General features: G+C 64.1%; 10 protein-coding genes. 4 read left to right on the top strand and 6 right to left on the bottom strand.

Translation table 11 applies throughout. The features are described 5' to 3' along the window. Positions 1-29: 29 nt before the first annotated feature. The 4 genes from PAF18_RS05185 to PAF18_RS05170 form a co-directional block, all read right to left on the bottom strand. Positions 30-374 carry a hypothetical protein gene (locus PAF18_RS05185; protein WP_271117545.1) on the bottom strand — a complete coding sequence of 115 codons (345 nt, stop codon included), beginning with the start codon at positions 372-374 and terminating at the stop codon, positions 30-32. A 109-nt stretch (positions 375-483) separates the two neighbouring features. Continuing rightward, entirely contained in the window at positions 484-1974 is a 1491-nt protein-coding gene (locus PAF18_RS05180) for an NAD(P)(+) transhydrogenase (Re/Si-specific) subunit beta (RefSeq protein WP_271117544.1), read from the bottom strand. A gap of 13 nt (positions 1975-1987) precedes the next feature. After that, a complete protein-coding gene (locus PAF18_RS05175) occupies positions 1988-3562 on the bottom strand; it encodes a Re/Si-specific NAD(P)(+) transhydrogenase subunit alpha (RefSeq protein WP_271118064.1) in 1575 nt (524 codons plus the stop codon). Between the two features lie 198 nt (positions 3563-3760). Further along, positions 3761-4387 (bottom strand): hypothetical protein, encoded by a 627-nt coding sequence (locus PAF18_RS05170; protein WP_271117543.1) that lies wholly within the window; start codon positions 4385-4387, stop codon positions 3761-3763. A gap of 154 nt (positions 4388-4541) precedes the next feature. Here PAF18_RS05170 and pepN point away from each other — a divergent pair, with 154 nt between their 5' ends. Next, on the top strand, positions 4542-7109 hold the full coding sequence (gene pepN, locus PAF18_RS05165; RefSeq protein WP_271117542.1) for an aminopeptidase N: 2568 nt from the start codon (positions 4542-4544) through the stop codon (positions 7107-7109). A 62-nt stretch (positions 7110-7171) separates the two neighbouring features. Then, on the top strand, positions 7172-8071 hold the full coding sequence (locus PAF18_RS05160) for a lysophospholipid acyltransferase family protein (RefSeq protein ID WP_271117541.1): 900 nt from the start codon (positions 7172-7174) through the stop codon (positions 8069-8071). Between the two features lie 65 nt (positions 8072-8136). Here the strand turns inward: PAF18_RS05160 and PAF18_RS05155 are convergent, their stop codons facing one another. Continuing rightward, positions 8137-9177, bottom strand: coding sequence for an invasion associated locus B family protein (locus PAF18_RS05155; protein WP_271117540.1), 1041 nt, complete (start codon positions 9175-9177; stop codon positions 8137-8139). A 499-nt stretch (positions 9178-9676) separates the two neighbouring features. On the opposite strand from PAF18_RS05155, the gene PAF18_RS05150 reads away from it, so the two are divergent. Continuing rightward, positions 9677-11266, top strand: coding sequence for a helicase HerA-like domain-containing protein (locus PAF18_RS05150; protein ID WP_271117539.1), 1590 nt, complete (start codon positions 9677-9679; stop codon positions 11264-11266). Here the strand turns inward: PAF18_RS05150 and PAF18_RS05145 are convergent. Next, a complete protein-coding gene (locus PAF18_RS05145) occupies positions 11226-11663 on the bottom strand; it encodes a DUF6477 family protein (RefSeq protein ID WP_271117538.1) in 438 nt (145 codons plus the stop codon). The genes PAF18_RS05150 and PAF18_RS05145 overlap by 41 nt on opposite strands. 215 nt (positions 11664-11878) lie before the next feature. Between PAF18_RS05145 and PAF18_RS05140 the strand changes: the two genes are divergently transcribed. Next, positions 11879-13051, top strand: a complete 1173-nt coding sequence (locus tag PAF18_RS05140; RefSeq protein WP_271117537.1) for a DUF6456 domain-containing protein — start codon at positions 11879-11881, stop codon at positions 13049-13051.

Genomic DNA, 13051 nt, shown 5'->3' with positions numbered 1-13051 from the left:
CGCGGGCTGGATGAGCGCGGAAGCGCCGCCTATTCGATCTTGACCAGCATGGTGAACGGCGCGGCCTGAACGGCGCGGAAGGTCTGATGCACCCAGAGCTCATAGCGGCTTGCATCGGCGACGAACTCGAACCTGCCGCGATTATCGCCGATGCCGGGTATCGAGATCGCGATATCTTCCTGCCCGGCGACGATCTCGGCAAAGAAATTCTGGCCCGGCCGAAGATCGACAGAGAAACATTGCGATCCTTCGGCGGGGGCCTGGCCCTCGACAAAGGCGCCGGTTTCACCGGGTGAAAACCGGATGGTCTCGCAATCCTGAGCCGCAGCAGCCGTGGCGAGAAGGGTGAAGAAAACAGCAGTTCCGAGGCGCATCGAGATATCTCCTGATCGTTACCGTATGATCAGAATAATGCTGTTTCATGTCCGAAGAACGAAAAAAGGCGGGCCGCGATGGCCCGCCCCTGCTTCGCAGCTTTCAGGATCACTCCACCAGCGGCAGAAGCGCGTTGATCGAATCCTTCGCGTCGCCATAGAACATCCGCGTATTGTCCTTGAAGAACAGCGGATTCTCGATCCCCGAATAGCCGGTGCCCTGCCCGCGCTTGGACACGAAGACCTGCTTGGCCTTCCACACCTCCAGCACCGGCATCCCGGCGATGGGGCTGTTCGGGTCCTCTTCCGCGGCGGGGTTCACGATATCGTTCGAGCCGATGACGATCACCACATCCGTGTTGGGGAAATCATCGTTGATCTCCTCCATCTCGAGCACGATGTCATAGGGCACCTTGGCCTCTGCCAGCAGAACGTTCATGTGACCGGGCAGACGCCCCGCGACCGGGTGAATGGCGAAGCGGACATTCTTGCCCTGCGCGCGCAGCTTGCGGGTCAGCTCGCTCACGGCCTGCTGTGCCTGCGCCACCGCCATGCCGTAGCCCGGCACGATGATGACGTCATCCGCCTCGTTCAGCGCGGTTGCGACGCCATCCGCGTCAATCGGCACCTGCTCGCCCTCGATCTCCATCGCGGGTCCGGCATCGCCTCCGAAACCGCCGAGGATCACGCTCACGAAATTCCGGTTCATCGCCTTGCACATGATATAGCTGAGGATCGCACCGCTCGAGCCGACAAGCGCCCCGGTGACGATCAGCAGATCGTTGGACAAGGTAAAGCCGATGGCCGCCGCCGCCCAGCCGGAATAGCTGTTCAGCATCGAGACCACGACCGGCATATCCGCCCCGCCGATCCCCATGATGAGATGCCAGCCGATGAAACCGGCCAGAAGCGAGATCAGGATCAGCCAGAAGAATGACGGCCCGACATCGCCGATATACATCAGCCCGAGGATCAGCGACAGGATCGCGGCAGCCGCGTTCAGCAGATGCCCGCCCGGCAGCTTCTTGGGCTTCCCGTCGATCTTGCCGGCCAGCTTGCCGAACGCCACGATCGAGCCGGTGAAGGTCACCGCGCCGATGAACACGCCGAGAAACACCTCGATCTGAAGCATGTTGATCTCGGCCGGGGTCTTGGTGGTCAGCACTTCTGCAAAGCCGCGGAACAGGTTCAGCGGGATGACGGCCGCGCCATCCTCTCCGGTGATGGCGACCGCGTCGGGCATTCCGGCGGCCTTGGCGCGCAGCACCCGGCCCAGCTCGAGCTGTGCATTGAAGCCGACAAACACCGCCGCCAGACCGACAAGGCTGTGCATCGCGGCGACGAGCTGCGGCATCTCGGTCATCTGCACGCGCTTGGCGACGACATAGCCGCCCGCACCGCCAATCGCGATCAGGATGACCGACAGCCACCAGTTCCCTGCGCCTGGACCGAACAGCGTGGCCAGCACCGCCAGCCCCATGCCGACAATGCCGTACCAGATCGCGCGCTTGGCGCTTTCCTGCCCCGACAGACCCCCGAGAGAGAGGATGAACAATATGGCCGCGACGACGTATGCGGCAGTGGTAAATCCGTATTCCATGCGTCCTCTCCCCTTACGATTTCTGGAACATCGCCAGCATGCGGCGGGTGACGAGGAAGCCACCGAAGATATTGACGCTCGCCATCAGCACGGCAAGCGCGCCGAGGATCACCACCAGCCAGTGGCCAGAGCCGATCTGCATCAGCGCCCCGAGAATGATGATCGAGGAAATCGCGTTGGTGATCGCCATCAGCGGGGTATGCAGCGAATGCGCCACATTCCAGATCACCCGGAAACCCACGAAGCAGGCCAGCACGAAGACGATGAAATGCGACATGAAGCTGGCAGGGGCGACGAGCCCGATCAGCAGCAGCAGAACCGCGCCTCCGGCCAGCAATGTGACCTGGCTTTTCGTCTCTGCCTTGAAGGCGGCGACCTCTTCGGCGCGGCGTTCCTCGGGCGTGAGGTCTTTCTTCTTTTCCTTCGGCTTCTGAGCGGCGATGGCCGCGACCTTCGGCTTGGGCGGGGGATAGGTCACCTCGCCCGCATGGGCCACGGTCGCGCCGCGGATCACGTCATCCTCCATGTCGTGATTGACCTGCCCGTCCTTCTCCGGGGTCAGATCGGTCATGAAGTGGCGGATATTGTTGCCGTAAAGCTCGGAGGATTGCGTCGCCATACGTGACGGGAAGTCCGTATAGCCGATGATGATGACGCCATTATCGCTTTCGATGCGCTTGTCGGCCTCGGTGAGTTCGCAATTCCCGCCCTTTTCCGCGGCGAGATCGACGATCACGCTGCCGGGCTTCATCGCCTCGACCATGTCCTTGGTCCACAGCACCGGCGCATCGCGGCCCGGTATCAGCGCGGTGGTGATGACGATATCCATCTCGGGGGCAAGCTCGCGGAATTTCTCGAGCTGCTTTTCGCGGAATTCCGGGCTGGAGGGCGCAGCATAGCCGCCGGTCTCGGCGCCATCCTTGGCCTGTTCCTCGAAATCGAGATAGACGAACTCGGCCCCCATCGATTCAATCTGCTCGGCCACTTCGGGGCGCACATCGAAGGCATAGACCTGCGCGCCAAGGCTGGTCGCTGTGCCGATCGCGGCAAGACCGGCAACGCCCGCGCCGATCACCAGCACCTTCGCCGGGGGCACCTTGCCCGCCGCCGTCACCTGGCCGGTGAAGAAGCGACCGAAATTATTCGCCGCCTCGATCACCGCGCGGTAACCGGCGATGTTGGCCATCGACGACAGCGCGTCCATCTTTTGCGCCCGGCTGATCCGCGGGACCATGTCCATGGCGATGGCGGTGATGCCCTGATCCCTGGCCTTGTTCAGCAGATCTTCGTTCTGGGCCGGCCAGAAATGCGAGATCAGCGTCTGCCCCTCGCGCATCCGCGCGATCTCGCCCTCCTGGGGTACGCGGACCTTGGCGACGATATCGACGGTCTCGGTCAGCTCTTCTGCGGAGGGCAGGACGGTCACGCCCGCCGCTTCGTAATCGGCATCCGAAAATCCGGCCTTCGCCCCGGCCCCGGTCTCGACATAAACGTCATAGCCGAGCTTTTGCAGATACGCGGTGGATTTCGGCGTGATCGCCACCCGCGCTTCGCCGTCATGGCTCTCCTTCAACGCGCCTATCTTCATCGCCATCCCCTTTCGATGTCGGTCCGCCTTTGTCTAGCACCGCGCAATAAAGTTTCACAAGCAAGTGAGGCGGTGACATTTGCGAAAATTAATCTGAGGATGTGCATGGCCCATGCTATCCGGCATGAAAACGCCGCCGCATGTGGCATGCGGCGGCGCAATCTTCTCGGTCCGGTCAGCGCCTCATGGCGCGTCGGATCAGTTGGTGGTGGCCGGCTCTTCCTCGATCACTACCGCGTCGTCGGCATTGTCAACGGCGTCGTCGACGGCATCCGCAGCGTCGCTCGCCGCGTCGCCAACGGCGTCTGCCGCGTCGCTGGCCGCTTCACCGGTCGCATCGACAGCGTCCGAAGCCGCATCGGCGGTCGCGTCAGCCGCATCCGAAGCAGCTTCGCCGGTGGCTTCGACCGCGTTATCAGCCGCGGCAGCGGTGTCTTCGGCAGCTTCTTCGGTCGCAGCAGCCGCATCCTCAGCGGTTTCTTCGGTCGCCGCAGCGGCGTCCTCGACAGCTTCCTCGGTCTCGGCAGCAGCTTCATCCGCAGCGGCTTCGGCGTCGGCAGCAGCCTCTTCGGCGTCGTCGGCGGCGACTTCGGCCTCGACAGCATCGGCGTCGGCGTCTTCTTCGACGATGGTCGCTTCGGTGGTTTCCTCGGTCACCACTTCTTCATCGTTACCCATGAAACGGGTCAGCACGAAATACGCCAGAGCCAGCGCCAGCAGGATACCGATGATCAGCGGCAGAGGCGAAGAACGCTTCTCGACCGGCTCGACATAGGTCTCGCGCACCGTGGTTTTGTTGGGATCGTTCGGATCATAATTGGCCATATTGGTCTCCTTACAAATCGTTCAGCCGGGCCTTTTCTGCCCACGCCGGCGGGTGTTGTCCCCGTCGCGGCTTGCGAGGCGGCTATCCTGCGCTTAACTCGTGCGCAAGACGACAAGTTCCCAGAGCAGAAGCTTTTTTCCGAAAGGCGCGATGATGAGCGAAACCCGGCCAAGCCAGAAACCGACATTTCTGTCCGATTACGAGCCTTATCCTTTTGAACTCGACGAGACCCGGCTGGATGTCACGCTCGACCCGCAGAAAACACGGGTCAGGGCCGAGCTGGCGCTGCGCCGCTTGCAGGATGCAGAGCTGGTCCTCGATATCGGCAAGGATGTGCAGTTGGACCGCATCGCCATCGACGACACACCTTTGGACGACGATCAGTGGCAAAGGGATGGCGAGACGCTGCGCATCGCCGCCACGATGCCCGAACGATTCACGCTTCAGACGGAAACCGTGATCAATCCCTCGGCCAATACCGCCTTCGAGGGGCTGTATCTCTCGGGCGGCATCTTCTGCACCCAATGCGAGGCCGAGGGCTTTCGCCACATTACCCCCTACCCCGACCGCCCCGACGTGATGGCGCCGTTCCGGGTCACGATCCGCTCGGACCTGCCGGTGCTGATGTCGAACGGCAATCCGGTCAGCGAATCCGACGGCGTCGCGGTCTGGCACGACCCCTGGCCCAAGCCCGCCTATCTTTTTGCGCTGGTTGCGGGCGATCTGCGCGCCGTGTCCGAGACATTCACCACCATGTCGGGCCGCGAGGTGGATCTGAATGTCTGGGTCCGCCCCGGTGACGAGGACCGCGCCGGCTATGCGATGGAAAGCCTCATCCGCTCGATGGAATGGGACGAGCGGACCTATGGGCGCGAATATGATCTCGACGTCTTCAACATCGTGGCCGTGGATGATTTCAACATGGGCGCGATGGAGAATAAGGGGCTGAACATCTTCAACTCCAAGCTTGTGCTCGCCTCGCCCGAGACCGCGACCGACAGCGATTACGAGCGGATCGAGAGCGTGATCGGCCATGAATATTTCCATAACTGGACGGGCAATCGCATCACCTGCCGCGACTGGTTTCAGCTTTGCCTGAAGGAAGGGCTGACCGTGTTTCGCGACCAGCAATTCACTTCGGATCTGCGCAGCGCCGCGGTAAAGCGGATCGAAGACGTGCTGGCCCTGCGCGCCCGTCAGTTCCGCGAGGATCAGGGACCGCTGGCCCATCCGGTGCGGCCCAATTCCTATATCGAGATCAATAATTTCTACACCGCAACGGTCTATGAAAAAGGCGCCGAGCTGATCGGCATGCTCAAGCGACTGGTTGGCGATGATGGCTATTACAGGGCGCTCGATCTCTATTTCGACCGCCATGACGGCGATGCTGCCACGATCGAGGACTGGTTAAAGGTGTTCGAGGATGCGACCGGACGCGACCTTGGCCAGTTCAAGCGCTGGTATACGGATGCTGGCACCCCGGTTCTCACCATGACCGAACACTGGAGTGACACCGGGCGGCTGACGCTGCGCTTCGCCCAGCACACCCCGCCGACGCCCGGGCAGAGCGACAAGCCGCCGCGGGTCATCCCGATTGCGGTCGGACTGATCTCGCCCAACGGCGATGAGGTGGTCCCGACCACCTTGCTGGAAATGACCGAGGCCGAGCAGGAGTTCAGCTTTGACGGTCTCGCCGCCCGGCCGACCGTCTCGGCGCTGCGCGGCTTCTCGGCTCCGGTAGTGCTGAAACGCGATCAGAGCCCGGGCGAACGCGCCTTCCTGATGGCAAATGACACCGACCCCTTCGCGCGGTGGGAGGCCGGGCGCCAGCTGGCGCGCGAGACGCTGCTCGCCATGCTGCGTGGCGACGAGGCCGGGGCGGATTATCTTGGCGCCTTTGGGCAGGTTCTTGCCGATGCCGAGGTCGATCCGGCCTTCTGTGCGCTGTGCCTGCGCCTGCCCTCGGAAGAAGAGATCGCCGGCGCGGTCTCGGATAGCGGCGCGACGCCCGATCCCGAGGCGATCCACGCCGCGCGCGAACAACTCGCCCGTCAGATTGCCGAGCGCCATGCCGACGCGCTCGACCGGATCTATCGCAGCCATGAAGTGCCGGGCCCCTACAGCCCCGAGGCCGGGGATGCCGGCAAGCGCGCCTTGCGGCTGGCGGCGCTGGGGCTGCTGAACCGTCTCGACGAAGGCGAGCGGGCGGCGCAGCTTTACCAGAGCGCGGGGAACATGACCGAACGTTCGGCAGCTTTGTCGCTGCTGATCGCGGCCGGAAAAGGAAAGCCGGAGGTCGAGGATTTCTATAATCGTTTCAAGGATGTGCGACTCGCTCTTGATAAATGGTTCATGCTGCAACCGCTCTCTGCCCCGCCACGGGACGCGGTCGGGACCGCCCGCGAACTCGCTGCACATCCCGATTTCGACTGGAAAAATCCCAACCGCTTCCGCGCGCTGATCGGCGGGCTGAGCGCGAATCACGCCGGCTTCCACGCCGCGGACGGCTCGGGCTATGATTTTCTCGCCGACTGGCTGCTCAGGATGGATGCGGTGAACCCGCAGATCGCCGCGCGCATGTCATCCGCCTTTGAAAGCTGGGCGCGCTATGACGAGACGCGGCAGGGCCACGCCAAGGCGGCGCTGGATCGCATTCTCGCGGCACCGGAGCTTTCGCGGAATCTGGGCGAAATGGTGGGGCGTATCCGAAACGCCGCATAATTCCCTGGGCCGGATCGCGGGCTCTTGCGGGCGCCCGCGCGCGAGGCGATAATCGTGGCGCTATGAACCGAACCCTGGTTAATCCCCGCGATGAGATGCAGGCCCGTCTCGACCCGCTCATCGAAGAGCGGGCGCCTTGGCTGTTTTCGGGGCGTATGCATCACCGCATCGCGCGCCGCCTGCTGATGAGCATGCTCGGCTATCCCCGGACGCTCGATCTGGGGGCCGAATTCCGCGATCGCCGCACCGATGAGATCTTCGCCGAGATGGAGCGGATGATGATCCGCGATCTCGAAGTGGCGGGGCTGGAACATATCCCCAAGACCGGCCCCGCGCTCATCGTGGCCAACCATCCGACGGGTATCGCTGACGGGATCGTGCTGTATTCGCTGATCGGGCGGGTGCGGCCGGACCTGTTCATCTATACCAATCAGGACATTCTGCGCGTGCTGCCGCAGCTCGAGAACATGATTGTGCCGGTAGAATGGCGCACCGAAAAGCGCAGCCACGCCAAGACGCGCGCGACGATGGAACAGACCCGCGCCTGGCTGGCCGAGGACCGGATCGGGCTGATCTTCCCCTCCGGGCGGCTGGCGAAGCGGCGCGGGCTGACCCTGCATGAGCGGCCTTGGATGGCCTCGGCGGCTATGATCGCGCGCAAGATGGGCGTCCCGGTCATCCCGCTGCGCATCCGCGCGCGCAATTCGATCCTGTTCTATCTGTTTGACGCGATCCACCCGACACTGCGCGATGTGACGCTGTTCCATGAGGTGCTCAACAAGGCCGGACAGCAATATCAGGTTTCTGTCGGCGCACCGGTCTCGCCGGGATCACTGCCCGCGAAAAGCGAGGAAGCGATCGAAATGCTGCGCCGGATCGTGCTGTCCCTGCCCGAGCCGGACGACACGCGCCCGGTCTCGACCTCGCGGCTGATGAAGCGTCGTATCATCAAGCACGTCTGACAAGTCATTGACGAGCGATAAAAAAGGGGCCCGCACGGGCCCCTTTCTGGTGCTTCTGACATGGCTCACTGCGCCGGGGCTGCCTCGCCCTCGCCCTCACCCTCGTCAGCGGCTTCGGCGGCCTCGCGCAGCTCGGCGACGGCGGTTTCCAGCGCCTCGTAACCCGCGGTGAAGCCGGTCAGCGACATCGCAAGATCGACAGCCTGATCGGCGGGCGCGCCATAGGGCAGGATGCTGACCGTCGCGACATTGCCGCGCTTCATCGCGTTCAGCTCGCCCGAGGTGAAGCCCACGCGCGAAATGCAGCCCATCGGCGCGCAGACATTGAACGGATAGGCGCGTGCCTGCCCCGAATCGACCTGCATCCGGATGCCCTGGGTCAGATCGGTCTCCAGCGGCGCCACCAGCGTCGCGCCGGTCACCGCGTCGCCGCCGTTTTCCAGCGGGATCATGGTCACTTCGGCGACCGAGTTGCCACCGGAATCGCGCAGCAGCTGATAGAGATCGCAGGGATCGGCTTCGTCTTCGGTCTTGATGCAGCGCAGCGTCCAGTCGCCGTGGGTTTCGCGGACATAATACTGCCCGACCTGCGGTTCCGCCGGGGCGCTGGCGGTTTCGGACGGTGCTTCCGCTTCGTCCGTTTCCGCCGGCGCATCGGCGGCGTCCTCGTCAGCGCTTGCGTCGTCGGCCCCCCCGGCATCGCTGGCGGGCTCGGCGCTGTCGTTCTGCGCAGCGGTCCCTGCGGACGGCGCTGTTTCAGCCGCATCCGCCGCTGCCTCGGCATCGGCCTCGGTCGCCTCGGTGGCTGCCTCCGGCGCGGAAGTCGCATCATTCGCCTCTGTCTCAGCCGGATCCGCCGATGCCGCCGCGTCCTCGGCTGCATCGCTTACGTTCTCCGCCGCATCACCCGCGGCTGCCGCGGCGCTGTCAGCCGCCTCGCCCGCTGCATCCGCCGCGCTATTGGCCGCGTCCTGCGCTGCAGCCGCGGCATCTTCGGTAGCCTGGCTTGCCTCTGCCGGGGCGTCGGTTGCGCTCTGCGCCAGAATCGGCGTCGCGCTCAGCATCAGGATTGCGGCGAGCGCGGTCGAGCTGGTCTTCGGTGACATGCGGGTCTCCTTGCGTGTTGGACGGTCGATCAAAGCGTTAACACCTGATTCCGGGATTGTCAGGGCAGAAGATATGGCCCGGATTCACGGTTCTGTCAGGAAACCGGGACTGCGACATTATGCCGCGAGTGAACACTGTCCAGCACAACGGCAACGCGAGTCGAGCATTTCCGCGCTAAAATACTGTTTTCATTGAAAAAAGGGTCATGAAAACATGACCCTTTCCTCTCCCTGCCGGACTGGCCGGTCTTAGCTATTGCCGGGACGGTAAAGAGGCTCCGGAAGGTGGTCAACTATCCTTTCGGACAGGTTTACACTTCGGCGAAACTCGAAAAAAGCCGCGCCCGAGGGCGCGGCAGTCCAACAGGGAGGAAGTGTTCGGGAGGAACGCGAAAGCGCCCCGCGAACAATCACAGTGTGGCACAAAAATGTTAAAATTGTATTGTAATTCCGCACGCCTCTGGCGAAACGCCTGAATTCTATTGCGGAAAGGCCTCACATGCAGCTGATCGACCCGGAAAACGGCACCATCTTCATTGGCGGCGCCGGCAAGGATTACGCCGCGCCGGAACATCTTCTGATGAAATATGCCAATCGTCACGGGCTGATCGCCGGCGCGACCGGCACCGGCAAGACGGTGACGCTGCAAACCCTGGCCGAATCGCTTTCGGTCATCGGGGTGCCGGTGTTTCTGTCCGATGTGAAAGGCGATCTGGCCGGGCTGGCGAAACCGGGCTCGACCGGGGCGAAGCTGCATGACGCCTTCGCCAAGCGCGCCGGCACGATCGGGCTGGATCTCGATTACCAGCAATTTCCGGTCACGTTCTGGGACGTGTTCGGCGAGAAGGGCCATCCGGTGCGCACCACCCCCGCCGAGATGGGGCCGCTGCTGCTGTCGCGCTTGCTGGATCTGACCGATGTGCAAGAGGGCGTGCTGAACATCGCCTTCCGCGTCGCAGACGAGCAGGGGCTGGCGCTTCTGGATCTCGCCGATCTGCAATCCATGCTGGTCTGGGTCGGGCAGAACGCCTCGGATCTGTCGCTCAGCTATGGCAATGTCAGCACCGCCTCGGTCGGCGCGATCCAGCGGGCCCTGCTGACGCTGGAAAACGAGGGCGGGGATTCGCTGTTCGGAGAACCGGCGCTGGAACTGGCCGATCTCTTGCGGCGCGACGAGAGCGGAAAGGGCATGATAAACATCCTTGCCGCCGACCGGCTGATGAACGCGCCGCGGCTCTATTCGACATTCCTACTCTGGCTGCTTTCGGAACTGTTCGAGCAGCTTCCCGAGGTGGGCGACCCCGAAAAGCCCGTCGCGGCCTTCTTCTTTGACGAAGCGCATCTGTTGTTCGACGATGCGCCCAAGGCGCTTGTCGACAAGATCGAGCAGGTGGCACGGCTGATCCGCTCGAAAGGGGTCAGCGTCTGGTTCATCAGCCAGAACCCGACCGACGTGCCGGAGGATGTTCTGGGCCAGCTTGGCAACCGGGTGCAGCATGCGCTGCGGGCCTTTACCGCAAAGGATCAGAAGGCGCTGCGGCTCGCGGCCGAGAATTACCGCCCGAACCCCGATTTCGACACGGCCGAGGCGATCACCGAGGTTGGCACGGGCGAGGCGGTGACGTCGTTTCTCGAAGCCAAGGGCGTGCCCGGCGTGGCGATGCGGACATTGATCCGCCCGCCTTTCTCGCAGCTTGGCCCGATCACCGATGCCGAGCGCAGCGCGGTGATGGCGACCTCACCGATGGCGGCCAAATACGACAAGAGGCTGGACCGGGATTCGGCGCGCGAGATCCTCACGAAGCGCGCCGAGGAAGCCGCAGCCGAGGCGCAACAAGCGGCGACGCCCTCAACGGATGACGATGATCTCTGGGTGGTCGGCGGAGAGAAGAACGAAAGCTTCACCCGCGCGCGGCGCTATAATCCGGACCTCACCTTTTCCAAGAAGAAAAGTAGCGGTGGGCGGCGCAGCTCGCGCAGCGACTCGGTGCTGACCACCTTGGGGAAGACCGTCGCCCGCGAAATCGGGCGCAGCGGCACGCGCACGATCATGCGCGGCGTTCTGGGCGGGCTGTTCCGGGGTCGCTGAACGCGATCACCCGCAGCCCCGGCTTTCTGCGCCGTCCCGCGCCCATCGGCGTGATCTCCCGAGCGTCACTTTCGGGCGCGGCGGTGATTTCGGCCAGCAACGCGATCAGCAGCAGGATATGGCGATGCGGATCATATTCCGCGCGCCCCGCCCGGCGTGCGGCATCTATTTGCGCCTCGGCCTCACGCAGCCGGATGAGCGCCGCCTGACGCGGCGGGGCCGTTTCGCAGCGCAGCACGCGGGGCAGATCCCTCGCACGTTTCCATGCCCCCTGCCCGGCCTTCGCCGCCCGGATCAGGCAGACGGGGCGCCGCAGCACGGCACCAGGTTCAGGCGGCGCATCATTCAGCGGAACAGACGCGATATGAAAGCGGCGCGGATCGTCGATGAAGCTCATGGTCACATCCCTTGCTGTGTCGTGCCGCGCCAAGGTGGCACAACCTTTGCGTGCGTTGCGTGACGGGGCGATGCAACGCACGATCCCAAAGGATTTCTTTAGGGAATGTTAGGAAAAATGGCGTTCTCCTTAACCTACACCTGTCCAAAGCGACAGGTAGCATCAGGCAAGGGCGAATAGCTGCTGCCTCGCCCGATCAATGACAAGGGAAGAACATGACCATTTTGACGCCAGATTTCGACGTGGCCGGTGCGGTCTTTTCCGATCCGCGTGTGGGCGCGCTGGATCGGGGCGCGCGCCGCGCGGTCGAAGCAGCCAGCGACGGGGCGCTTGCCTCGGATGCGCAGCTTTATCTGCGCCATGTCGAGGGCGGCGAAACCATTCGGGCGCTGGCTCGGGAGACGGGTCACCACCCCTCGACGATCCTGCGCCGCATCCGCCGCTTCGAAAGCCGGCGCGACGATCCGCTGGTCGATGAAGCGCTGAAAAAGATGGGCGTGTCCGACCTGCCTTCCCGCGCTGACCGCCGCGCCGAGGTTCAGATGCGTCAGATCCTGCGCCGCCTCTCGGAACCCGGGGCCGAGCTGGTCGTCGCACCGGGCATGGAGAAGGCCATTGTCATGCGCGGCGAGATCCGCACCGCCGTGCTCGACCGCCCACTGGCCGAGCGTCTCGCGCTGAATGAGTGGGTCGAAAAACGGGCCGGCAGCCATCGGATGCTGCGCTATCGTCTGTCGGGCGCCGGGCGCGGCGCGCTGCGCCGGCTCGGGCGCGGCGATGGCGGGCTGCCCCGCGCGGGCGATTTTGCCGATGCCAGGCCGGTCGCGTCCAAGCCCGCTCAGTCTGGCATGGCGGAGGGTGCGGCCACCTTCGATCACGCCGAGCGGCATCGTGTCTGGGCCGATCGCCAGCTGCCCGACCCAGAGAGCGGACAGCCTCGCCGGATGCGCGTCAATCTGGCAGAAAGCCCGCTGCTTCTCCTTGCCCGGCGCCGCGACGCGAAGGGCAGACCATTCCTCGCCCCCGAGCTGGTCGCCGCCGGGGAACGTCTGCGCGAGGATTTCGAACTGGCGCAGATGGGGCCGAGCGTCACCCAGAACTGGGACCGGTTCCTGACGGCCGGGATCGACATCGGCGCAAGGCCTGGCGGCCATGCGGGCGGATCGGAAAGCGCCCGGACCCGTGTTGCCGAGGCACTGCGCGAGCTTGGCCCCGGCATGGGCGATCTGGTGCTGAGGGTCTGCTGCTTCCTCGAAGGGCTCGAAATGACCGAACGCCGTCTGGGCTGGTCGGCGCGCTCGGGCAAGGTCGTGCTGAAACTGGCGCTCGAACGGCTGGCGCGGCATTACGACGACCGCTACGGCCCCGGCGCCCCGATGATAGGCTGA

Source organism: Paracoccus sediminicola, assembly GCF_027912835.1.
GTDB lineage: Bacteria > Pseudomonadota > Alphaproteobacteria > Rhodobacterales > Rhodobacteraceae > Paracoccus > Paracoccus sediminicola.
Note: the sequence above shows the minus strand (reverse complement) of the source record. Positions and strands in the feature narration are given on the sequence as shown.

Bases quoted from the DNA above. Each gene is read 5' to 3' on its own strand.
- PAF18_RS05185 (WP_271117545.1), bottom strand. From the start codon at position 374: ATGCGCCTCGGAACTGCTGTTTTCTTCACCCTTCTCGCCACGGCTGCT.
- PAF18_RS05180 (WP_271117544.1), bottom strand. From the start codon at position 1,974: ATGGAATACGGATTTACCACTGCCGCATACGTCGTCGCGGCCATATTG.
- PAF18_RS05175 (WP_271118064.1), bottom strand. From the start codon at position 3,562: ATGAAGATAGGCGCGTTGAAGGAGAGCCATGACGGCGAAGCGCGGGTG.
- PAF18_RS05170 (WP_271117543.1), bottom strand. From the start codon at position 4,387: ATGGCCAATTATGATCCGAACGATCCCAACAAAACCACGGTGCGCGAG.
- pepN (WP_271117542.1), top strand. From the start codon at position 4,542: ATGAGCGAAACCCGGCCAAGCCAGAAACCGACATTTCTGTCCGATTAC.
- PAF18_RS05160 (WP_271117541.1), top strand. From the start codon at position 7,172: ATGAACCGAACCCTGGTTAATCCCCGCGATGAGATGCAGGCCCGTCTC.
- PAF18_RS05155 (WP_271117540.1), bottom strand. From the start codon at position 9,177: ATGTCACCGAAGACCAGCTCGACCGCGCTCGCCGCAATCCTGATGCTG.
- PAF18_RS05150 (WP_271117539.1), top strand. From the start codon at position 9,677: ATGCAGCTGATCGACCCGGAAAACGGCACCATCTTCATTGGCGGCGCC.
- PAF18_RS05145 (WP_271117538.1), bottom strand. From the start codon at position 11,663: ATGAGCTTCATCGACGATCCGCGCCGCTTTCATATCGCGTCTGTTCCG.
- PAF18_RS05140 (WP_271117537.1), top strand. From the start codon at position 11,879: ATGACCATTTTGACGCCAGATTTCGACGTGGCCGGTGCGGTCTTTTCC.